Source organism: Agrobacterium sp. NPDC089420 (assembly GCF_044900305.1).
GTDB lineage: Bacteria > Pseudomonadota > Alphaproteobacteria > Rhizobiales > Rhizobiaceae > Agrobacterium.
In genome coordinates, this window is sequence record NZ_JBJDMY010000014.1 from 1 (window position 1) to 21,710 (window position 21,710).

A 21,710-nucleotide genomic window follows, 5' to 3' on the forward strand; every position below is an offset into this window, starting at 1 on the left:
GTGACGGCCTCTATCAACTGTTCAGGTTGGGATTATCAAGAGCGGGCGGAGGCCAAAGCCAGCAAACGGTCTCAATCGACCAGGACCCCGACGGCGTTCCGCCCGCAACCCTTATAACACAAGCGCAATACACAGGACCCCGGATCTAGTCCGGGGTGACGGTGTGTGAATATTCCGGGTTCGCCACACTCGAGCCCAGGGCAGATATTGTCATCCGCTCTGTGCCTGAACCAGAAGCCTCAGCTCATCTGGCTGACGAATTTGGTCTCCAGATAGGCCTGAACCGCTTCCGAACCGCCTTCCGTGCCATAACCGGAATCCTTGATGCCGCCGAAGGGGACTTCGGGAAGCGCAAGGCCGTTATGGTTGATGGTCAGCATGCCGGCCTCGACCTGATGGCCGAGCGCGTGCGCGGTCTTGACCGAGCCGGTGAAGGCATACGACGCAAGGCCGAATGGCAGGCGGTTGGCTTCGGCGACCGCATCGTCGAAGCTCGAGAAGCGGTTGATGATCGCGACCGGGCCGAACGGCTCGTCATTCATGATCTTGGCGGTGGTCGGCACATTGGTGAGAACCGTCGGTTCGAAGAAATTGCCCTTGTTGCCGATACGGCGGCCGCCGGTCTTCAATTCGCCGCCATGGGAAACGGCGTCGTTGATGAGGCCCTCCAGTGCGGGAATGCGGCGCTCATTGGCGAGCGGCCCCATGATGACGCCGTCTTCCAGACCATTGCCGACCTTGATGGCCTTGGCGGCTTCCACGAAACCCTCGAGGAAGCGGTCGGCAACGCCGTCCTGCACGAGAAAGCGGGTGGGGGCGACGCAGACCTGGCCGGCATTGCGGAACTTGGCGAGTGAGGTCACCTCGATCGCCTTGTCGATGTCGGCGTCGTCGAAGATCATCACCGGCGCGTGGCCGCCGAGTTCCATCGTGGCGCGCTTCATGTGCCTGCCGGCAAGCGCCGCCAGATGTTTGCCGACGGGAGTGGAGCCGGTGAAGGAAATCTTGCGGATGACCGGATGCGGGATCAGATATTCCGACACTTCGGAAGGCACGCCGTAAACGAGACCGATGACGCCCGCCGGCACACCCGCATCCACGAAGGCGCGGATGAGTTCGGCCGGTGACGCCGGTGTTTCTTCCGGCGCCTTGACGATGATGGAGCAGCCGGTGGCCAGTGCTGCGGAAAGCTTGCGGACGATCTGGTTGATCGGAAAATTCCACGGCGTGAATGCCGCGACCGGACCGACCGGCAGCTTGATGGCAAGCTGCGAAACGCCTGCCGCCCGCGCCGGAATGACCTGCCCATAGGTGCGGCGCGCTTCTTCCGCGAACCAGTCGATGGTATCGGCGGCGCCCATGATCTCGGTGCCCGATTGCGCCAGCGGCTTGCCCTGTTCGCGGGTCATGATATAGGCGATCTTGTCCTTGCGCTCACGCAGGATATCGGCAGCCTTGCGCATGATCTTCGACCGCTCGAAGGGCGAGGTGTCGCGCCACAGCTTGAAGCCGCGCTCGGCGGCGGCAAGCGCCAGATCGAGGTCTTCCTTCTCGGCATGGGCGATCGCGCCGATGATCTCGTCGGTTGCCGGATCGGACACGGCGATCGTCTTGCCGGAAACGGCGTCTCGCCATTCGCCATCAATGAGAAGTTTGATGTCGGGATAGGTGTGCATGGGGGCTACCTTCATGATGCGGCCGATACGGCGAAAGCCGTCCGGCCCGGAGACGTGAACAGAATTTTCCTGGCCGGACGAAATCCGGCATCGCGGCTTTCGCTGCGCGGAACGGGTGTCTCGTGTATTTCCGGCGCGGGGTTTGTGGTGTGCCGGAAACGGAAACGACAGCCTTTATATTAAGGTGCGGGTGGCAGGTTTCAACCGTCCGCTCCGGCAATCGCCATGATTTTTCCGTGACGGGCAACCGCCTCGCGTCCCCTGGGGTCGGCGCGAAAACGGCCGCCGGATCACTTGCCATTTGCCTCGCAAGGCGAATCAGATTGTTTAGCCGGAAGAGCAAAGCCCTTTGCCACAATTCGGCCTTTGTCGGGCTGGACGGATGGGAAAAAATAGGTCCTGGCGGGGTGCCGGTTGCATCATAACAGGGCGCGCCCTGTGAAAAGCTATAATAAGATGGAAAACTTATCCAAAGGGTTTACTCAAAACCTAGAGAAAATACGGATAAAATCTCAGTGAGGATATAACATCCATTCCTGATATATATTACGGGACTCGGTTCCCTTGACCTACAAAGGTTCGCGAAAACCCTCGGCCTGAACGTTATCGATGGAGAAAAAGTATGAGTTTCGCCCGGGTACTTCTCAGTGCGTTCTTGTCGCTCGTGTGGCTTTCCTGTGCCGAGGCGGGGACAATCGCCAGACCGCAAGGAAAGCCGATCTTAACCATATCCGGCAACATAACCAACACCAATGCCGACGGCGCTGCGGAATTTGACCGCGACATGCTGGAGGCGCTGGGCATGGAAACCGTGGAGACGACAACGCCCTGGCACGATGGCCGTGTCCGTTTCGAGGGTGTGTCGCTGGCTAAATTGATGGATATCGTCGGAGCCAAGGGCACTAGTGTCACGGCGGTCGCCCTCAACGATTATGTCAGCACGATACCGGTTGAGGATTTTAAGAAATTCAACGTTATTCTCGCCATCAAACTCGATGGCAATTATATGACAGTTCGCGAAAAAGGGCCGTTGTTTGTCATCTATCCCTATGACAGCGACCCGGAATTGCAGAAGCAGACATATTACTCGCGGTCCGCATGGCAAGTTGCCAAACTGATAGTGGAATAAAGGTGCCGTTTGCGAAAACTTGTGGCGGTGATCATCTGTTGCTTCGTCCTGGCAACGGGCTATATCGCTTTCGTCATTGCCGAGCGGCAGACCGCTCTGCAGAAATTCGCCCGCTATAACGATTCGTGGGCAGTCAGTCAGACGGTTGCGGAATATCTCCGCCTCCAGAACAAGCTCGCCGTATTCGCGCTCAGCCCCGGCAGGATCGACCGGGACGAGTTGCAATTGCGTCTGGATATCATGCTGAGCCGCCTGGAGCTTTTGAAGCAGGGCAATCTCGGGGCCTTCATCAATGAAAAACAGCAGTGGCGCGATCTGGTTACGCGCCTCGATGCGATTCTGGCCCGTCTCGAACAGCAGATAAACAGCCTCAGGCCGGCCGATGTTCCGGATCTGCTCGCCTCGATGGGTGCGCTCGATGCGCCGATGACGACATTGGCGTCTTCATCGGTGGCCTACGACGTCAATCTGATCGATACCGCCCATGAGGATGTGCGCAAGCTGCATATCGTTTATACCGCGCTGGCCGGCGGCCTCATCCTGTGCGGCATCGCGCTGGTCATCCTGCTGCTGCGCCAGAACGATCTTTTGAACCGCGCGCAGAAAAGCATGCGCGGGCTGACGGACGACCTGCGCGCCGCGACGCTGGAGCTGCAGGCGAAGAATGTCCGGCTGGAACATGACGCCTATCATGACGCGCTGACGGGCTTGCCCAACCGGGCGCTGTTCCGGCAGGAACTGATCGAGAGGTTGCGCCGATCCTTCGGCGGCACCGGAACGACGGCGATCCTCCTGCTCGATCTCGATGGGTTCAAGGATGTCAACGATACGCTCGGCCATGATGCGGGCGATGCGCTGCTTCAGGCCGTGGCGCAGCGCCTTTCCGGCATCGGCGACGGGTATGACATGGTCTGCCGCCTGGGCGGCGACGAATTCGCCGTCGTCTCCGACGACCTGAACGAGGATGCCGCCCGCCGCCTCGCCTCTAAGCTCATCGATCAGATCAGCCGCACCTACCAGCTTGGCGAACAGGAGGTCAAAATCGGCACCTGCATCGGCATCGCCATATCCCATGGCGCCGTTGACGCAGACGAATTGTTCAAGCGCGCGGATCTGGCGCTTTACGAGGCCAAGGCCATCGGACCCGGCCGGGCAAGCGTCTTCAAGGTGCGTATGCAGAAGCAGCTGACCGAGAAGAAATCTTTCGAGGCCGATCTGCAAACGGCGCTGCAGAATGACGAGATGGAGGTCTATTACCAGCCGCAGGTGGCGACGCAGACACGCAAGCTCTGCGGTTTCGAGGCGCTTTTGCGCTGGAAGCATCCGGTGCGTGGCGATGTTCCGCCCAGCGTTTTCATTCCCGTCGCGGAACGGACGGGTCTCATCCATTCGCTTGGAAAATGGGTGATGGAGACCGCCTGCCGCGAAGCGATGGGCTGGGACGAGGACATGAAGGTGGCGGTCAATCTTTCGCCGGTCCAGTTCCACAGCACCAATCTCATTCAGAACGTCATGGGCGCGCTTGACAAAAGCGGGCTGGAGCCGAGCCGGCTCGAGCTGGAAATCACGGAATCGATCCTGCTCAACAAGAGCGACCAGACGATCAACACGCTTTCGCGGCTGAAGGCCGTCGGTATCAAGATCGCCATGGATGATTTTGGCACCGGTTATTCCTCGCTTGCCAATTTGCGCGGCGTGCCCTTTGACAAGATCAAGATCGACCGCTCGTTCCTGCGCGATATCACCAGCGATCGCGATGCGCTGGCGATCGTGGAATTCGTGGTCGGCGTCGGCCGCAGCCTGCGGATGACCACCATCGCCGAAGGCATCGAGACGGAAGAGCAATATGAATGCGTCAAGCGTCTGGGATGCGATCAGGTCCAGGGATATCTGATCAGCAGGCCGTTGCCGGCCAAGGAACTGGTGGCCTGGAGTTCCGTCTGAAAATTCCGCTTTCGCAGCATTATAAGCGTGTCGAATTTTTAACCGGATATGTCGGCGCCTGCTAAAACCGATATCGGTCGCCGCGCCGATGCTGTAGAGCATTGCCGGTCGGCACGGGATCATTGCGGTGAAACGACCGGTTTTTGCGAAAAGGCTTGAGACATGGAAATACTGGACGTGCATGGAGTTGCCCTGCCTCTCTCTTCCGACGAGGTATCGCCCGTCATCTGGCAGGCGCTGACCGACGGCAGCTATGAGGCGAAGGAGGCCCGCAGCGTCCTGAAAGCCGTCAGGCCCGGCGACCGCGTGCTGGAACTGGGGTCCGGCATCGGCATCATCACCTCCATCATCGCCGGCATAGAGAATGTTGCGGTGTGGGCTTTCGAGGCCAATCCCTCCACGGCGGCGCTGGCGGAACGGGTCATCAAGGCCAATTGCCGCGGCAATGTGGTGTTTTCGCAGGGGCTTCTCACCGCCGATGCCCCGCGCTCCTATCCTTTTTATGTCCGCAAGGATCTCTGGATGTCGTCCATGGACGAAAATCAGGGGCCTTATGAACAACGCATCGAAATCTCCTCCGACAATATCGACCAGTTTATTGCAAGCCACGGCATTACCGCCCTTGTGATGGATATCGAGGGTGCTGAACGCGACCTGCTCGGCAGGGCCGAGCTTGCCGGCGTGGAACGGATATTCGTCGAGTTGCACGATCACCTTTATGGCCTCGCCGGGGTTCGCGATATCACGCGGGCGTTGACGGCGAAGGGATATGCCTATGACCCGCGCGGTTCACGCGGACCTTGCGTATTGTTCTCGAAAGATGACAGCCCGAGGGAATACGACCCCGAGGTGGATTGAGACGGCGGCCCGCCGCTTCACGGCCCAAGGCGAATTTGCGGAACCCTCCATCCGCCACCGCGTTCTCATCCCGGAATGAGGGCGCGGAGCGGTTGGGTACGTGTGCCGGCATGGCCGTGGGGATCGCAGAGATAATTTCATAATCAGCAATTCATTGCCAATTATTGTTGCAATTGTTGCAGCCCCTGTCCTGCGTCATCATCCCTCCATCAAACCGGCGCACAACTGAGACCGCACCGGAAGACGCCACCGCAACCGAAGGAGAAACGATCATGGGCTTTGTTAAGACGACAGACGGAACCGAAATCTTCTATAAGGACTGGGGTCCGAAGGATGCCCAGCCGATCATGTTCCACCATGGCTGGCCGCTCAGCGCCGATGACTGGGACGCGCAGATGCTGTTCTTCGTTTCCAAGGGTTTTCGTGTTGTTGCCCATGACCGCCGCGGTCACGGCCGTTCTGCCCAGGTTGCCGACGGTCACGACATGGACCACTACGCCGCCGACGCCTTCGCCGTCGTCGAAGCTCTCGATCTGAAGAACGCCGTGCATATCGGCCATTCCACCGGCGGCGGTGAAGTCGCCCGTTATGTCGCAAAACACGGCGAACCCGCCGGCCGTGTCGCCAAGGCCGTTCTCGTTTCCGCCGTGCCGCCGCTGATGCTCAAGACCGAGGCCAATCCGGAAGGCCTGCCGATGGAGGTTTTTGACGGCTTCCGCTCGTCGCTCGCCGCAAACCGTGCGCAGTTCTTCCGCGATGTGCCGGCCGGCCCGTTTTACGGTTTCAACCGCGATGGCGCGACCGTGCATGAAGGCGTTATCCAGAACTGGTGGCGGCAGGGCATGATGGGCAGCGCGAAGGCCCATTATGACGGCATCAAGGCCTTCTCCGAAACCGATCAGACCGAGGACCTGAAGAATATCAGCGTTCCGACCCTGGTGCTGCATGGTGAGGACGACCAGATCGTGCCGATTGCCGACTCCGCGCTGAAATCGGTGAAGCTGTTGAAAAATGGCACGCTGAAGACCTATCCCGGCTTCTCGCACGGCATGCTCACCGTCAATGCCGATGTGCTGAACGCCGACCTTCTGGCCTTCATCAAGGGCTGATTTTGGGGGGAAGTGAATGCGGCTTAATATGAGGCCGCATTTCGTGATTGGTCCACGACCTGTCCCTCGGATTTGACGTCATCCTCGGGCTTGACCCGAGGATTCACAGCAACACGAAGAATAAATCCTCGGGTCAAGCCCGAGGATGATGGCGCGTGTGGAGGTGGGGGACGGAGGTATTTCGCGCCTCATGTCGTCAGACCAGCTTTGCCCTCCAAGCGTCGCGGTAGGAACCAAGCCCTTCAATGGCGCCAGGAGCGAAATGGCGCTCGCGACCGGCAAGCGGTTTGATGCCGGTGAGCAGGGCCGCACCTGCGCTGGTGCCGGTGGATCCTTCGACCGCTATTACTTCGGTCCCGGCAAAGCCGGCCAGAGCCTTCAGATAAAGTGCGTTACTGGCGAAGGGGCCTTCGACAAGGATCGGACCTTTCCGCCCGATAAGCGAAAGGCTGCACTCCGTCATCAGGGCGAGATAAAGCGCTGTAGCCGCGTGACGTTCCGCAGCCGTGGCGTTTTCGTCTGATATCCAGCGCGCCGTTTTCTCGGGAAAAGGACCGGAGCCATTAACGACGCTCGGCAAAAGCGTCATGCCCTTGGCAATCACGCCGTCGAGCGCGGCTTCAATCTCATCGTCCTTCGCCGGTCCGAATTGCTGCGCCAGCATTTCATATTCCCGGCCGCCCATGAAACGGGAGGAGGGAACGGGGCGTCCCAGGGCATCGACATTCAGGAGCGTATCGCGGGCGGGATCCAGCATGCCCGCCGTGCCGCCAATGGCGAAATTCACCACCCAGGTGCCGGTGGACACCACCGAAAACTCACCCTCCCGACGCAAAAGATGAGGCAGGAGCGAGGCGTTGGAGTCGTGAATGCCGCAATAGACCGGCATATCCGGTGAGAGGCCGCTTTCCTGCGCCAGCGATGGGCGGATTGTTCCCAGCACGTCGAAGGCGGAGCGGACCGGGGCCATCAAGTGTTCGACACCGAGATGTTTGACGAGCGATGAAAAGCCCTTGCGCCGGGGGTCCCAGAGATCGGTATGACACCCGAGCGACGTCGTTTCGGTCGCCTGAACGCCGGTTAGCCGCCCAGCCCAATATTGCGGATAGGTAACGATGCTCTTTACCCTGGAGAAATCGTCCGGAAAGGCCTCTTTCTGAAAATGGATCTGTGCGCCAAGGTTCAGTCCCACGGGAAGCTGTGGTGAACCGGTCTCGGCGAAATTGGGCCTGATGCGGCGATAGGTCTCCTGAATGGCTGCGGGATAGCTGTGTTCATAATCGAGCACGGGCATTGCGAGATCGCCGTTCCCATCCAGAAGCGCCGCCGAAGCGCCGTGGGTGGTGATGGAAATCGCATCGAAACCCGGCTTCTGGCCAAATCTTCGAAGCGCGGAAAGAATGAAGCTCCACAGCATCTCCACATCGTAATGCGGATAGGGGCCATCGCGCAGAACGGGGTTCGTCCGTTTCTCGCCGGCGATTTCCTCGCCGCTGCCGGTGTCGATGACGACGACCTTGGCATTGGTCTTGCCGATATCGATGACCGCGACACGGCCCGGTTGGATGCTGTTGCTCATGGCAGATGGAACACCGTCACCAGGTCTTTTGCGACGGGCGAATTGTCTGGGTTGCTCTCCATGATATCGGCCATATGCGCCCACCATTTCTTCATCACGGGATGGTCGGGCAAAGCCGCCATGCCGTGGTTCCTCTGCCGTGTCAGCACGCCGAACAGGATATTGGTTTCCGGGTCGAGATGGATGGAATAATCGCTGACCCCTGCCGCGTGCAGCAGCGCCACCAGGTCCGGCCATATCGCGTCATGGCGTTTTTTATATTCGGCCTCTTTCCCGGGAAAGAGTTTCATCTTGAAGGCGTGTTTTTCGAGTTCCGGCATGGCTTAACTTCTCATGGTCCGAAGGCGGCGAACGACGATGGGGATGGCGATGGTGACGATCAAAAGCAGGCCGACGAAGATCGACATGACGATGCCAGGCACGTTCAGAAGCCCCAGTCCGAAGGTGACGAGACCCATGACGAAGGCGGCGATAACCACGCCGGCAATGGTGCCGGAGCCGCCGAGAATGGAAACGCCGCCCAGCACCACCATGGTCACCACCTCAAGCTCCCAGCCCTGCGCGATGGACGGGCGGGTGGAACCGAGCCGCGAGGTGAGGCAGACGGCGGCGATGCCGCTCATCAGGCCCGTCAGCAGGAAGAGGATGAACTTCACCCGCTCGACGGGAATGCCGGAGAAGCGCGCGGCGAAGGGATTGGTGCCGATGACATAGACCTGCCGGCCGAAATTGGTGGCGTGCAGCAGAATGGCGAAGAGGACGGCCATGGTGATGAACAGCACGAATTCGAAGGAGATGACGGAAATCACGTATCCCTGACCGAAATAGGCGAAATCGGTCGGATATTTGCCATAGGCCTGATCGCCCAGCACCATGTAGGAAATGCCGCGAAACAGGCTCATCGTGCCGATGGTGACGACGATGGACGGCAGTTTCAGCCCCGCGACGAGAAAGCCGTTGAACGCCCCGCAGAAAAGCCCGGTGCCGATGCCGATGGCGACGAGGCCAGGCGTGCCGACCCCCATCTGCACTGCAGCCCCCATGGCGGTGGAGGCAAGCGCAATGATGGCGGCGACGGACAGATCGATTTCGCCGGCGATGATCAGCAGCGCCATGGCAAAGGCGATGATCGCCTTTTCGGTGAAGTTGAAGGTGGCGTCCGACAGGTTCCAGGCATTGAGGAAATAGGGCGAGGCGAGCGAATTGGCGATGAAGATGAGGATCGCCACGCCAAGCAGCAACACTTCCCAGCTGGCCATGATGCGGCTGAGCGGTGTGCCGAGCCGGTCGGGAATGATGCGCGGGGCCTGTGTGGGTTGAGAATGCGTGCTCATGCGGATGCTTCCTTGCCATGCTCTGCCGCGGCCCGGTCGCGCAGAATGATGCGGCCTTTTCTGGCTTCGGCGCGGGCGTTGAAGACGACGGCGAGGACGATGACCACGCCGGAAATCGCCATCTGCGCGAAGGGCGAAATGCCGATGACGGGCAGCGCGTTCTTGATGACGCCGAGGAAGAGCGCGCCGAGAACGGCGCCGGCCACCGAGCCGATACCACCGGCAATCGAGATGCCGCCGATCACATTGGCGGCCACGCTGTCCAGTTCGAAACCGGCGGCGATATCCACATAGGCGACGGCATAACGCGAGACCCAGAGATAGCCGGCGAGCCCGGCAAGCGCGCCCGACAGCACAAAGGCGAGAAAGCGGGTGCGGCCGACATCGATACCCGCATAGACCGCCGCACCCGGATTACCGCCCGACGCATAGGCCGAGCGGCCGAAGGAGGTGCGGGTGAGCACCAGCCAGGCGCCGGCGACGATGAGGATCGCCACCCATGAAAGAACCGGCATGCCGAGGATCACGGTGCGCGGCACGTTGAGGAAGGTCGGTGAAAGCTGGTGCGCATTCACCCAGCCGCCGCCGGACAGCACGAAAGCCATGCCGCGATAGATGGTGAGCGTGCCGAGCGTGACGACGATGGGCGGAATGCCGAGCCACCAGACCAGAATGCCATTGAGCGAGCCCAGAAACGCGCCGATGCCGACCGCCATGGCGATGAGAAGCGGCAGCGGAATGCCCGGAAAGGCGGCGTTGGTCATCGCCACCGCCATGCCGGTGAAGGCGAGATTGGCGGCAACCGAAAGATCGATGGATTTGGTGAGAATGACCGCCATCTGGCCAAGCGCCAGAATGATGAGGATGGACGTGTCATTGAAAATATTGACGAGATTGCCGGGCCGGCTGAAACCGGGCGCGCGCAGCGCAAAACCGGCGATCATGATGAGGATGATGCCCGCCAGCAGCCATTCGCGATTTTTGAGTAGACGTTGCATGTGGTTGCCCCTCTCAGGCATTGCCGGTGGCGGCGCGCACCAGCTTTTCCGGAGAAAAATCGGCGCGCTCGAACTGGCCCGCCATCAGGCCTTCGCGCATGACGATGGCGCGGTCGGACATGCCGAGGATTTCGGGAAGTTCGGATGAAATCATGATGATCGACAGGCCTTCGGCCGCAAGTTCGCTGATGAAGCCGTGCACGGCGGCCTTGGAGCCGATATCGATGCCCTTGGTCGGTTCGTCGAGAATGATGACCTTCGGCTGGGTGGCGAGCCACTTGCCGATCACCACCTTCTGCTGGTTGCCGCCCGAAAGCGTGCCGACCGGCACCGAAAGAGCGGCGGCGCGCAGGTCGAGCCGCGCGGCATATTTGCGCGCCAGCGCGAATTCGTTGGCGGCGGTCAGAAACCCCTTGCGCGAGGTGCGGGTGAGGGAAGGCAGCGACATGTTCTGATAGATTGGCATGTCCAGCGCCAGCCCGTGGCGGCCGCGCTCTTCCGGCACATAAACGATGCCGGCGCGGATCGCATCTTCCGGCGAGCGGATGGTGAGCGGCCGGCCGTCCAGCGTCACCTCGCCTGAAGCCGGGCGGGTGATGCCGAAGAGCGACTGGCAGAGTTCGGAGCGCCCGGCGCCGATCAGCCCGTAAAGGCCGAGAATCTCGCCCTTGCGCAACTCGAGCGAAATATCGCGGAATTCCGTCTGGTGCGAATAATCGCGTACCGAAAGAACCGTCGAGCCGAGTGTGACCGCCTGCTTGGGAAAGGCGTTCGTCACATCGCGGCCGACCATCAATCGCACGATCTCGTCCTGCGGTGTGGTGGCGAGCGTGCCGGCCCCGACCATCCTGCCGTCGCGGAAAACCGCATAATTCTCGGCGATTTCATAGACTTCATCGAACTTGTGGCTGATGAAGAGGATGGCCTTGCCCTGCCGCTTCAGGTTTTCGACGATGCGGAAGAGATCGTCGATCTCCTTGCGGGACAGGGCGGCGGTCGGTTCGTCCATGATGACGATCCGCGCTTCGACGGACAGCGCCCGGGCGATGGCCACGAGATGGCGCTGCGCGATCGACAGGTCCTTCAGCCGGATGGAAGGATCGATGGTGCTTTCCAGCTGCTCCAGCAGGATTCTGGCGCGGGCATTGATGGTTTTCCAGTCGATCAGGCCGAAACGTCCCTTCGGCGCATGGCCGAGGAAAATGTTTTCGCCAACCGAAAGCTCGTCGAACAGCACGGTCTCCTGATGAATGGCGGTCACGCCGGCATCGATGGCGTCCTGCGCGCCGTGAAACGTCACGGCCCTGCCATCCAGCAGGATTTCACCCTCGTTCGGGCGATAGATGCCGGTGAGGATCTTGACCAGCGTGGATTTTCCCGCACCGTTCTCGCCGATCAGCGCGGTGACCTTGCCGGGGTACAGCGCGATATCGACGCCATCCAGTGCTTTGACGCCGGGGAATATCTGGCTGATGCCGCGCATTTCGAGAATGGGCGTGGCGCTCGAAGCCTCTGTCATGTTGATGGTTTGGGTTTCAGCACGCATCATCAGGTCTTACCGGTCAGTTTTGAATGAAGTGATCGGGGCCACCCCCCTCTGCCCTGCCGGGCATCTCCCCCACAAGGAGGGAGATCGGCCAGAAGAAAACGCTCGCTCACTCGCAACGTTAGAGACGGCCGAGAGGCCACCGCATATCGATCTCCCCCCTTGTGGGGGAGATGCCCGGCAGGGCAGAGGGGGGTAACCTCCGCACCGCCGGATATTATCAAGATCAAAAAATCTTCGAGAACTGATCGATATTCTTCGCGTCATAAACAAACGGATCGGCCATGGCCGCTTCGCTGTTTTCGCCAACCTTGATCTTGCCCATGCGGCCTGCCTCGATTTCCGAGCCGGGCTTGCCGTCTGTCTCGCCCTTCACGAGGCGATAGGCGATCTGGGTGGCGGAATAACCGAGGTCGATCGGGTTCCAGATGGCGAATTCCTTTGTCGCGCCCGACTTGATGGCGCCGGCCATTTCAGACGGCAGGCCAAGGCCGGTCACATAGACCTGACCGATCTTGCCCGCATCCTTAACGGCCTGTGAGGCGGCAAGAACGCCGACTGTCGTCGGCGCGACGATGACCTTCACGTTCGGCTGCGAGGAGAGCAGGCCCTGCGCTTCGCGGTAGCTCTTGTCGGCCAGGTCATCACCGTAAACCGTGGTGACGAGATTGAGGCCGGGGAAATCCTTCAGCTGCTTCTTCATCTCGTCGATCCAGATATTCTGGTTCGTGGAGGTGGTGGTGGCCGAAAGAATGGCGAAATCGCCCTTGCCGCCTTCCAGATGCGCGGCGGCGAGCTGCAGGCACATCTTGCCGATCAGCGCGTTGGACGAGGGATTGAGCTGGAGAATGCGGCCCTCGGGCGCCACGCCGGAATCCCAGGAGATGACCTTGATGCCGCGCTGCGCCGCCTTCTTCAGCGCCGGAACGACGGCGTCGGGGTCGTTGGCGGAAATGGCGATGGCATCGACGCCCTGCGCGATCAGCGAATTGATGACCTCGATCTGGCCTTCGGCCGTGGTGCTGGTCGGACCCGTATAGATGATCTGGACGCCGCCGAGATCCTTCGCGGCCTCTTCAGCGCCCTTGTTGGCGGCTTCGAAAAAGCCGTTGCCGAGCGACTTGACCACCAGCGCGATCTTCACGTCGGCGGCCTGGGCAACGCTGCCAAGTCCGGCGACGGAAAGTGCCGCGCCGAGCGCCAGAACGCTCGTCAATGTTCTGCGTGTAAATTTCATGTCCCTTTTCCTCCCGTTTTGAAACCTGTTCTTCCCTTCGGCGCTCCTCAAGCGACCGAAGAGGAATTCTCTTCATCCGGCGGACCGGCTGTTTTGATATCCGCACCCGCGCCGGCGATCAGCAGCTCGACACCGGCATCTTCCACCATTCTTGCCGCCTCATCGGTAATCCCGTCATCGGTGATGATGGTCGAGACGTTTTCGAGCGGGCAGAGAATGAGGCTGGATCGTTTCCTGAATTTCGAGGAATCGACCATCACGATCAGTTCTTCGGCCTGCCGCATCAGCTTCTGTTCGCTCTGGATGACCAGGGCGTCGGATTCCATGATGCCGAGAGCGCCCACGCCCTGCGCCCCGAGAAAGATCCGCCGCGCATAAAAATTGCGGATCGCATCATTCTCGAAAGGTGACAGGATGAGGCTCTGGTCGCGATAGATCGCGCCGCCCGGCACGCTGACATTGCACTTTGAATGTTTGATCAGATGTTCGGCTATGGCAAAGGAATTGGTCATCACCTGCAGGCGCCGCGCCGCCATGTAATGCACCATCTGGAATGTGGTCGTGCCGCCATTCAGGATGATCGCGTCGCCATCGTTGCACAGATCGACGGCCTTGCGCGCAATTGCGCGCTTCTTATCGATATTGACTGATTCGGAGACGCGGAAGGGACGTGCAGCCAGGTTGCCGAGCTGCGGCGGATGCACCGCTTCCGCCCCGCCACGCACACGCCGCAACTTGCCCTGCACATGCAAAGACGCGATATCCCTGCGGATCGTCGCTTCCGACGCATCCGTCAGCTCGGCAATATCCTGCACCGTCACCACAGGTTTTTCCTGTATGGCGCTCAAGATGATGCGATGGCGCTCGCGTTCGTGCATGGGGTCCTCCTGATTGTGATTATTCGCAATCTCTTTACGTTGTCAATCAAGAACGATCAAATTAATCAATATCGCGCTGCAACATGAAAATTTATGATCGTTTTTGATTGACATTGTGGTTTTGGATGCGCGATACCTGCCATCAAAGGAGGCGGGCCGGTGTCGGCTCCGCGAACGCACATATGTGGGAGGAAGACATGACGGGAACATCCCGCCTTCTCGAAAGCCGTTGGGACGATGCCTATGCCAAAACGCTGGATGAGCCGGGCAAGCTGCTTTATCGCTCCAATCTTCTGGGCGCCGACAAGCGCATCACCAATTATGGCGGCGGCAATACGTCCGCAAAGGTGCTCGAGGTCGATCCGCTGACGGGCGAAAAGGTCCGCGTCATGTGGGTAAAAGGCTCCGGCGGCGATGTCGGCACCATCAAGCTCGATGGTTTTGCCACGCTTTATCTCGACAAGCTGGAAGCACTGAAGGGCATTTACAAGGGCGTTGCGGATGAAGACCGCATGGTCGGGTTCCTGCCGCACTGCACCTTCAACCTCAACCCGCGCGCGGCCTCCATCGATACGCCGCTGCATGGTTTCGTACCCTATGATCATGTCGATCACATGCATCCGGATGCGATCATCGCCATTGCCGCTTCGAAGAATTCGAAAGAGCTGACGCAGCAGATCTTTGGCGATGACATCGGCTGGCTGCCCTGGCGTCGCCCCGGTTTCCAGCTCGGCCTCGATCTTGAGGCTTTCGTCAAAGCCAACCCCAAGGCCAAGGGCGTGGTGCTGGAAAGCCATGGTCTCTTCACCTGGGATAATGACGCCAAGGCATGCTACGAGCTGACGCTCGCCATCATCAACAAGGCGATCGAATGGTTTGCAGAAAAGACCGAAGGCAAAGTGATTTTCGGCGGCGCGGTGGCCAAAAGCCTGCCGCTTGCCGAACGCCGCGCCATCGCCGCCCGGCTGATGCCGGAAATCCGTGGCCGCATTGGCCGCGAGGAGCGCAAGCTTGGTCATTTCGACGATCAGGACGCGGTTCTCGAATTCGTCAACTCGAAAGACCTGAAGCCGCTCGGTGCGCTTGGCACATCCTGCCCGGATCACTTCCTGCGCACGAAAATCCGTCCGCTCATCCTCGATCTCGATACGGTAAACCCGGATGTGGATGCGCTGACGGCGGGTCTGGACAAGGCACTGGAGGCTTACCGGGCCGATTATACGCGCTATTACGAGGCTTGCCGCCACGATAATTCGCCAAAGATGCGCGATCCGAACCCGGTGATTTTCCTGATCCCCGGCGTCGGCATGCTGTCTTTCGCCAAGGACAAGGCTACCGCCCGCATCGCCGGCGAGTTCTACGTCAACGCGATCAATGTCATGCGCGGCGCGTCCACCGTATCGGAATATCAGGGTCTTCCCGAGCAGGAGGCCTTCGATATCGAATATTGGCTGCTGGAAGAGGCGAAGCTGCAGCGCATGCCGAAGCCGAAAAGCCTTGCCGGCCGGGTGGCCTTTGTCACCGGCGGCGCCGGCGGCATCGGCCGGGCGACGGCGGAGCGGCTGGCGGGCGAGGGCGCCTGCGTGGTGCTGGCCGATATTGACGAGACGGCGCTGGACGCCGCCAAGGGCGATTTCGTCAAACGTTACAGCGCTGACGCGGTGCGCACCGTCAAGCTGGATGTGACACAGGAAGACGCGGTCATTTCGGCCTTCGCGGAAACGAGCGTGGAATTCGGCGGCGTGGATATTCTCGTCTCCAATGCCGGCATCGCTTCTTCAGCGCCCGTGGAAGACACCACGCTTGCCATGTGGAACAAGAATATCGACATCCTCGCCACCGGCTATTTCCTCGTGTCGCGGGAGGCGTTCCGGCTGCTGCGGCGTCAGAATCTCGGCGGCAACGTGGTCTTCGTCGCTTCGAAGAACGGCCTTGCCTCCTCGCCGAATGCCTCTGCCTATTGCACGGCGAAGGCGGCCGAAATCCATCTGGCCCGTTGCCTTGCTCTGGAAGGCGCGGAAGCGGGCATTCGCGTCAACACCGTCAATCCCGATGCCGTGCTGCGCGGTTCGAAAATCTGGAATGGCGAGTGGCGTGAGCAGCGTGCTGCGTCGTCCAAGATCGAGGTGACGGATCTCGAGGAACATTACCGCAAGCGCTCGATGCTGAAGCTGAACGTCTTCCCGGAAGATATCGCCGAGGCGATCTACTTCCTGGCGTCCGATGCTTCCGCGAAGTCGACCGGCAACATCATCAATGTCGATGCCGGCAATGCGCAGAGTTTCACGCGGTAGGAATTTCTGTCGATGCCGAACATAAAAGAAGACGCGATGCTTTGGTAAGTGGCCGTGTCCCTTCTTCCGTCATTCCGGCCTTGAGCCGGAATCCAGCCAGCCCAAGTCTTTGGGCTGAAAGGACTCTTCCCGCCGCACAGACGTGCGTCGACTGGATTCCGGCTCAAGGCCGGAATGACGGAGGAGATGGCCGTTAGGAACAGCATGCAACGGATTGGTGTCCGGGGAGGAAAAGATGACCGAGACGAAAATCGCCGCTGATATCATCGCGGCCGAAAACGAGAAGCGCGCCGGTGCGCTGAAAGACGATTATCAGGCGCTGGGCAACCAGCTTGCGCGCCGCAATGTCGAGATAGACGCCGTCACGGCCAAGGTGGCGGAGTTTTTCGTCGCCGTGCCATCCTGGGGCGTTGGCACCGGCGGCACCCGCTTTGCGCGTTTTCCGGGCACGGGGGAGCCGCGCGGCATTTTCGACAAGCTGGATGATTGCGCCGTCATCAACCAGCTGACGCGGGCCACACCGAATGTCTCCCTGCATATTCCGTGGGACAAGGAAGATCCGAAGCGGCTGAAAGCCCATGCCGATGCGCTGGGCCTTGGCTTCGACGCCATGAACTCCAACACGTTTTCGGATGCGCCCGGCCAGAGCAATTCCTACAAATACGGTTCGCTCAGCCATACGGATGCCGCCACGCGCCAGCAGGCTGTCGAGCACAATATCGAGTGCATCGAGATCGGCAAAGCGATCGGTTCAAAAGCGCTGACGGTGTGGGTGGGCGATGGTTCGAACTTCCCCGGCCAGAGCAACTTCACCAGAAGTTTCGAGCGTTATCTCGCCGCCATGGCCGATATCTACAAGGCGCTGCCGGATGACTGGCGCATCTTTTCCGAACACAAGATGTATGAACCGGCCTTTTATTCCACCGTCGTGCAGGATTGGGGCACCAATTACCTCATCGCCAATACGCTTGGCGAAAAGGCCTTTTGCCTCGTCGATCTCGGCCATCATGCGCCGAACACCAATATTGAGATGATCGTCGCGCGGCTGATCCAGTTCGGCAAGCTCGGCGGTTTCCATTTCAACGACAGCAAATATGGCGATGACGATCTGGATGCCGGTTCAATCGAGCCCTACCGCCTGTTCCTCGTCTTCAACGAGCTGGTGGATGCGGAATATCGCGGCGTAAAGGGCTTCCATCCCGCTCATATGATCGACCAGTCGCACAATGTGACGGACCCGATCGAAAGCCTGATCTCCAGCGCCAATGAAATCCGCCGCGCCTATGCGCAGGCGCTGCTGGTGGATCGCGCCGCTCTCGATGGCTACCAGCAGGACAATGACGCGCTGATGGCTTCCGATATGCTGAAACGGGCTTACCGCACCGATGTCGAACCTATCCTCGCCACGGCTCGGCAACTGGCCGGCGGTGCGATCGATCCGGTCGCGACCTACCGGGCGAGCGGTTACCGCAAGCGTGTGGCGGCGGAACGCCCGGCTTCGGTGGGCGGTAGTGGGGGTATTGTGTAGTCGTTCGATTTATGAGGGGTGCAAAGGCTGCCATCGGGGTCCGGTCAGGCCTTCTCGCCCCCAGAACGGGACGGCTTGCGCACCTGAAACGTATACTCCGGCCCTGGAAATGCACCGGAGCGCACCTCATCGGCATAAGCCGCCGCCGCTTCCGACGCCGCCGTACCGAGATCGGCATAACGTTTGACGAATTTCGGTTTGAAATCGGAAAACAGGCCGAGCATATCGTCGGAAACCAGCACCTGCCCGTCGCAGGCCGGCGACGCGCCGATGCCGACCGTCGGTGCGGCAAGCTTTTCCGTCAATTCGCGGGCAAGCGGCTCGACGGTGCCTTCCACGACGATGGCGAAGGCGCCCGCCTGATCGACGGCGATCGCATCGCGCCAGATTTTCTGCGTTTCCGCATCCGAATGGCCAAGCGAGCGGAAGCCGCCGGCGGTGTGGACGAGCTGCGGCATCAGGCCGACATGGCCAAAGACGGGAATGCCGCGCGCCACCAGAAAGGCGATGGTCTCGGCCATTTCCTCGCCGCCCTCCAGCTTCACGCCGTCGCAGCCGGTTTCCTGCATCAGCCGCACCGCATTGCGGAAGGCCTGTTCCTTCGATTCCTGATAGGTGCCGAAGGGAAGATCGACGATGACACAGGCGTGTTCGACGCCGCGCATGACGGCGCGGCCATGGGCGATCATCATATCCAGCGTCACGCCAACCGTCGTGTCCATGCCGTAAAGCACCATGCCGAGGGAATCGCCCACCAGCAGCAGGTCGCAATGCGGATCGAGCAGGCGGGTGATCGGCGTCGTATAGGCGGTGAGGCAGACGATGCGTGTCTTGCCCTTCATCTGCCGGATGGAGGCTGTCGTCAGCCGCTTGTGTTTGCCCTGGGCGCTCATTGTGCAGCCTTCCTCGTTTCAGTTCTGCCGCGGCCAATGACGCGGTTATCGAGAAGCCGTGTGTTGCCAACGCGCACGAACAGCGCCACCAGCACAGGTCCTGCCTGCACACAGTCAATGGGCGCGAGTGTCTCGGGATCGCGCACTGCAACCACTTCCGGCGAAGCCTGCGGCTCGGCGGCAATGAATTTTTCGATTGCGGCTTCAAAGGCGGCCGGGTCATCGAGGCCTTGATCATAAAGCCGTTCAGCCTCGTCGAGTGCGCGCGGTACGATCACGGCGGCGGCGCGCTGCTCGGGGCTCAAATAGACATTGCGCGAGGAGCAGGCCAGCCCATCCGCCTCCCGCACCGTGGCGACAGAAACCACCCGCACCGGCTGGGCAAGGTCTTCGACCATGCGGCGGATCAGGGTGACCTGCTGATAGTCCTTTTCGCCGAAATAGGTGGCATCCGGCTGGACGAGATTAAAAAGCTTGGTCACGACGGTGGTGACGCCGGCGAAATGCCCCGGCCGTACCGCGCCTTCCAGCTGGCTGCCCAGTTCCGGCACATCCACTACGGTCGACATCGGGCGTGGATACATCTCCGCTACCTCCGGCGCGAACAGAATATCGACGCCCGCTTCTTCTAGAAGCACGCTGTCGCGGGCAAGATCGCGCGGATAACGCGCCAGATCCTCATTCGCGCCGAATTGCAGCGGGTTGACGAAGATCGAGACCACCGTCACATCGTTTTCCGCCTTGGCCTGCGCAACAAGTGTCAGATGGCCGATATGGAGAAAACCCATGGTCGGCACGAAGCCGACGGTCTTGCCGGCGCGGCGAAAGGCGGCAATCGCATCCCGCAACTCGGCGACGGTTTTTACAAGGCGCATGGGGTCTCCTCCGGCTGCCCGATCGCCGTCCGGCGAAAGGTGCTGGATAGAACGCGATTTGCCGAACGGGGTCAACGCGGTGGCAGTCATTATATCGATTAGCTCCGCACGAGACGACGAATGCTGTGGCGAGGGCGGTTCAGGACCCGTTCGCCCATCGAGGCGGTCGTTTTTCTGCAAAAGCCTGCCGTCCTTCACGTGCTTCGTCGCTGCCGCTGATGGTGGCGATGGTGCTTTCGGCAAAAATCAGCCGCTGATGGGATGACATGTCGCGCATCGCCAGCAGGGCGGCCTTTCCGGTCGCAATGGCGCCCGGTGCATTCTGCCGCAGCTTTGTGAGCACATCCTCGATCAGACCGTCGAGTTCGGCCGGAGATGCGGTGCGATTGACAAGGCCGAGGCGTTTTGCCTCCGCAGCGCTGACCGGCTGGCCGAGATAGGCCATTTCCTGAAGCGCAGCCAAAGGTATCTTTGCCAAAAGCTTCGCCGCCACCATGGCCGGGAAAAGCCCGACCCGCACTTCGGGCAGGCCGAATTCGGCGTGATCGGCGGCATAGGCAAGATCGCAGGCGGCAACGAGGCCAAGGCCGCCGGCCAGAACCCGGCCATTGATGCGGGCGATGACGGGCTTGTCGCAGCTCTCGATGGCGCGCATCACGTCGGCAATGGGGTTCGTTCCGTCCCGTGACAGAAACATGCCGCCGGCGCTTTCCTTGAGATCGGCGCCGGAACAGAAACTGCGGTCTCCCGCGGCCGTTATCACTATGGCGCGCAGGCCACGATCGCCGGATGCCGCGCGGATGGCATGCGTGAGTGCATCCGTCATGGCGGCGTTAAGGGCATTGTGCACCTCGGGCCGGTTGAGCGTCAGCCACAGAACGTCACTGCGCGTCTCGTGTAACAACTCATCTGCCATGCAGGTCACCCTCCTGTTTTGCGGCAAGCAGCGCTTTTCCCGCGCGTGCCGCGTTCGGCCTGCCGAGATGCCGGCTGATCCAGTCACCGGTCTTCGCCACCGCCATCAGGTCGATGCCGGTTTCGATGCCAAGCCCCTGCAGCAGATAAACGACATCTTCGGTGGCGACATTGCCGCTCGCCCCCGGCGCAAAGGGGCAACCGCCCAGCCCGGCAACGGAGCTGTCGAAAACACTGATGCCCTCTTCAAGCGAGGCCAGCACGTTGGCGACACCTTGGCCATAGGTGTCATGGAAATGCAGGGCGATTTTTTCGCGCGGGATGCGGATCGACACCCGCTCGATGACATTGCGGATCTGGCTGGCCGTGCCAATGCCGATCGTATCGCCAAGCGAGATTTCATAACAGCCAAGGGCAACAAGCGCCTCGGCCATCGCCGCCACGTCATCGGGTGCAACCGTACCGTCATAGGGGCAACCGGCAATGCAGGAAACGTAACCGCGCATGCGGATATCACCAGCGGCGGCGGCCTGCGCGACATGGTGCAGGCGTTGAAGGCTTTCGTCGCGCAAGCAGCCGATATTATGCTGGCTGAAACCTTCGGAGGCGGAGACGAAAACGGCGATTTCCGTCACGCCGGCTTCCATGGCCGTCTCGAACCCTTTCATATTGGGAACGAGCGCGGGATAGGCTGTGCCGCGCCGCTGTTTCAGGCCCCGAAACACCGCCGTTGAACCCGCCATCTGCGGAACTCTTTTGGGTGAAACGAAAGCGCCAGCCTCGATCGCTGGCAAGCCGGCCGCGGCGAGCCGTTCGATCAGTTCGATCTTGACGGCGACGGGAACCTCGGCGCTTTCGTTCTGCAGGCCGTCCCGCGCGCCCACCTCGACGATCTTCACGCTGCGGGGCCACTCCAT

General features: G+C 60.6%; 18 protein-coding genes. 6 read left to right on the forward strand and 12 right to left on the reverse strand.

Annotated features, from left to right (window positions below; translation table 11 throughout):
• Nucleotides 1-239 precede the first annotated feature (239 nt).
• Entirely contained in the window at nt 240-1,676 is a 1,437-nt protein-coding gene (locus ACI2KA_RS19710; RefSeq protein ID WP_404504152.1) for an NAD-dependent succinate-semialdehyde dehydrogenase, read from the reverse strand.
• Nucleotides 1,677-2,298: 622 nt separating this feature from the next.
• Between ACI2KA_RS19710 and ACI2KA_RS19715 the strand changes: the two genes are divergently transcribed.
• From ACI2KA_RS19715 to ACI2KA_RS19730, 4 genes are all read left to right on the forward strand, one after another.
• The gene (locus tag ACI2KA_RS19715) at nt 2,299-2,805 is read left to right on the forward strand and encodes a molybdopterin-dependent oxidoreductase (protein WP_404504153.1); all 507 of its coding nucleotides are present in this window, start codon (nt 2,299-2,301) and stop codon (nt 2,803-2,805) included.
• Between the two features lie 21 nt (nt 2,806-2,826).
• Complete coding sequence (locus ACI2KA_RS19720) at nt 2,827-4,749, forward strand: putative bifunctional diguanylate cyclase/phosphodiesterase (protein WP_404504154.1); 1,923 nt, start codon at nt 2,827-2,829, stop codon at nt 4,747-4,749.
• A 162-nt stretch (nt 4,750-4,911) separates the two neighbouring features.
• The gene (locus tag ACI2KA_RS19725) at nt 4,912-5,607 is read left to right on the forward strand and encodes an FkbM family methyltransferase (protein ID WP_404504155.1); all 696 of its coding nucleotides are present in this window, start codon (nt 4,912-4,914) and stop codon (nt 5,605-5,607) included.
• A 272-nt stretch (nt 5,608-5,879) separates the two neighbouring features.
• Nucleotides 5,880-6,716, forward strand: coding sequence for an alpha/beta fold hydrolase (locus ACI2KA_RS19730; RefSeq protein WP_404504156.1), 837 nt, complete (start codon nt 5,880-5,882; stop codon nt 6,714-6,716).
• A 196-nt stretch (nt 6,717-6,912) separates the two neighbouring features.
• Here ACI2KA_RS19730 and ACI2KA_RS19735 read toward each other — a convergent pair whose 3' ends face one another.
• From ACI2KA_RS19735 to ACI2KA_RS19765, 7 genes are all read right to left on the reverse strand, one after another.
• On the reverse strand, nt 6,913-8,295 hold the full coding sequence (locus tag ACI2KA_RS19735; RefSeq protein WP_404504157.1) for an FGGY-family carbohydrate kinase: 1,383 nt from the start codon (nt 8,293-8,295) through the stop codon (nt 6,913-6,915).
• Nucleotides 8,292-8,615 (reverse strand): L-rhamnose mutarotase, encoded by a 324-nt coding sequence (gene rhaM / locus ACI2KA_RS19740; RefSeq protein WP_404504158.1) that lies wholly within the window; start codon nt 8,613-8,615, stop codon nt 8,292-8,294. The genes ACI2KA_RS19735 and rhaM overlap by 4 nt, the downstream gene beginning before the upstream one ends.
• A 3-nt stretch (nt 8,616-8,618) precedes the next feature.
• The gene (locus ACI2KA_RS19745) at nt 8,619-9,629 is read right to left on the reverse strand and encodes an ABC transporter permease (protein ID WP_404504159.1); all 1,011 of its coding nucleotides are present in this window, start codon (nt 9,627-9,629) and stop codon (nt 8,619-8,621) included.
• Nucleotides 9,626-10,627 (reverse strand): ABC transporter permease, encoded by a 1,002-nt coding sequence (locus ACI2KA_RS19750; protein WP_404504160.1) that lies wholly within the window; start codon nt 10,625-10,627, stop codon nt 9,626-9,628. The genes ACI2KA_RS19745 and ACI2KA_RS19750 overlap by 4 nt, the downstream gene beginning before the upstream one ends.
• A 13-nt stretch (nt 10,628-10,640) precedes the next feature.
• Nucleotides 10,641-12,176 carry a sugar ABC transporter ATP-binding protein gene (locus tag ACI2KA_RS19755; protein ID WP_404504161.1) on the reverse strand — a complete coding sequence of 512 codons (1,536 nt, stop codon included), beginning with the start codon at nt 12,174-12,176 and terminating at the stop codon, nt 10,641-10,643.
• A gap of 223 nt (nt 12,177-12,399) precedes the next feature.
• A complete protein-coding gene (gene rhaS / locus ACI2KA_RS19760; RefSeq protein WP_404504162.1) occupies nt 12,400-13,410 on the reverse strand; it encodes a rhamnose ABC transporter substrate-binding protein in 1,011 nt (336 codons plus the stop codon).
• A gap of 47 nt (nt 13,411-13,457) precedes the next feature.
• Nucleotides 13,458-14,288: a DeoR/GlpR family DNA-binding transcription regulator gene (locus tag ACI2KA_RS19765; protein ID WP_404504163.1), complete on the reverse strand. Its 831-nt coding sequence runs from the start codon at nt 14,286-14,288 to the stop codon at nt 13,458-13,460.
• Between the two features lie 197 nt (nt 14,289-14,485).
• Between ACI2KA_RS19765 and ACI2KA_RS19770 the strand changes: the two genes are divergently transcribed.
• On the forward strand, nt 14,486-16,582 hold the full coding sequence (locus tag ACI2KA_RS19770; protein WP_404504164.1) for a bifunctional rhamnulose-1-phosphate aldolase/short-chain dehydrogenase: 2,097 nt from the start codon (nt 14,486-14,488) through the stop codon (nt 16,580-16,582).
• A gap of 235 nt (nt 16,583-16,817) precedes the next feature.
• Nucleotides 16,818-18,110, forward strand: coding sequence for an L-rhamnose catabolism isomerase (gene rhaI / locus ACI2KA_RS19775; RefSeq protein ID WP_404504165.1), 1,293 nt, complete (start codon nt 16,818-16,820; stop codon nt 18,108-18,110).
• 44 nt (nt 18,111-18,154) lie between these two features.
• Here rhaI and panB read toward each other — a convergent pair whose 3' ends face one another.
• The 4 genes from panB to ACI2KA_RS19795 form a co-directional block, all read right to left on the reverse strand.
• Nucleotides 18,155-19,003 (reverse strand): 3-methyl-2-oxobutanoate hydroxymethyltransferase, encoded by an 849-nt coding sequence (panB, locus tag ACI2KA_RS19780; RefSeq protein WP_404504166.1) that lies wholly within the window; start codon nt 19,001-19,003, stop codon nt 18,155-18,157.
• Nucleotides 19,000-19,878, reverse strand: a complete 879-nt coding sequence (gene panC, locus ACI2KA_RS19785) for a pantoate--beta-alanine ligase (RefSeq protein ID WP_404504167.1) — start codon at nt 19,876-19,878, stop codon at nt 19,000-19,002. Before panC ends, panB begins: the two co-directional genes overlap by 4 nt.
• Nucleotides 19,879-20,017: 139 nt before the next feature.
• Nucleotides 20,018-20,794, reverse strand: coding sequence for an enoyl-CoA hydratase-related protein (locus ACI2KA_RS19790; protein WP_404504168.1), 777 nt, complete (start codon nt 20,792-20,794; stop codon nt 20,018-20,020).
• The gene (locus ACI2KA_RS19795; protein ID WP_404504169.1) at nt 20,784-21,710 is read right to left on the reverse strand and encodes a hydroxymethylglutaryl-CoA lyase; all 927 of its coding nucleotides are present in this window, start codon (nt 21,708-21,710) and stop codon (nt 20,784-20,786) included. Before ACI2KA_RS19795 ends, ACI2KA_RS19790 begins: the two co-directional genes overlap by 11 nt.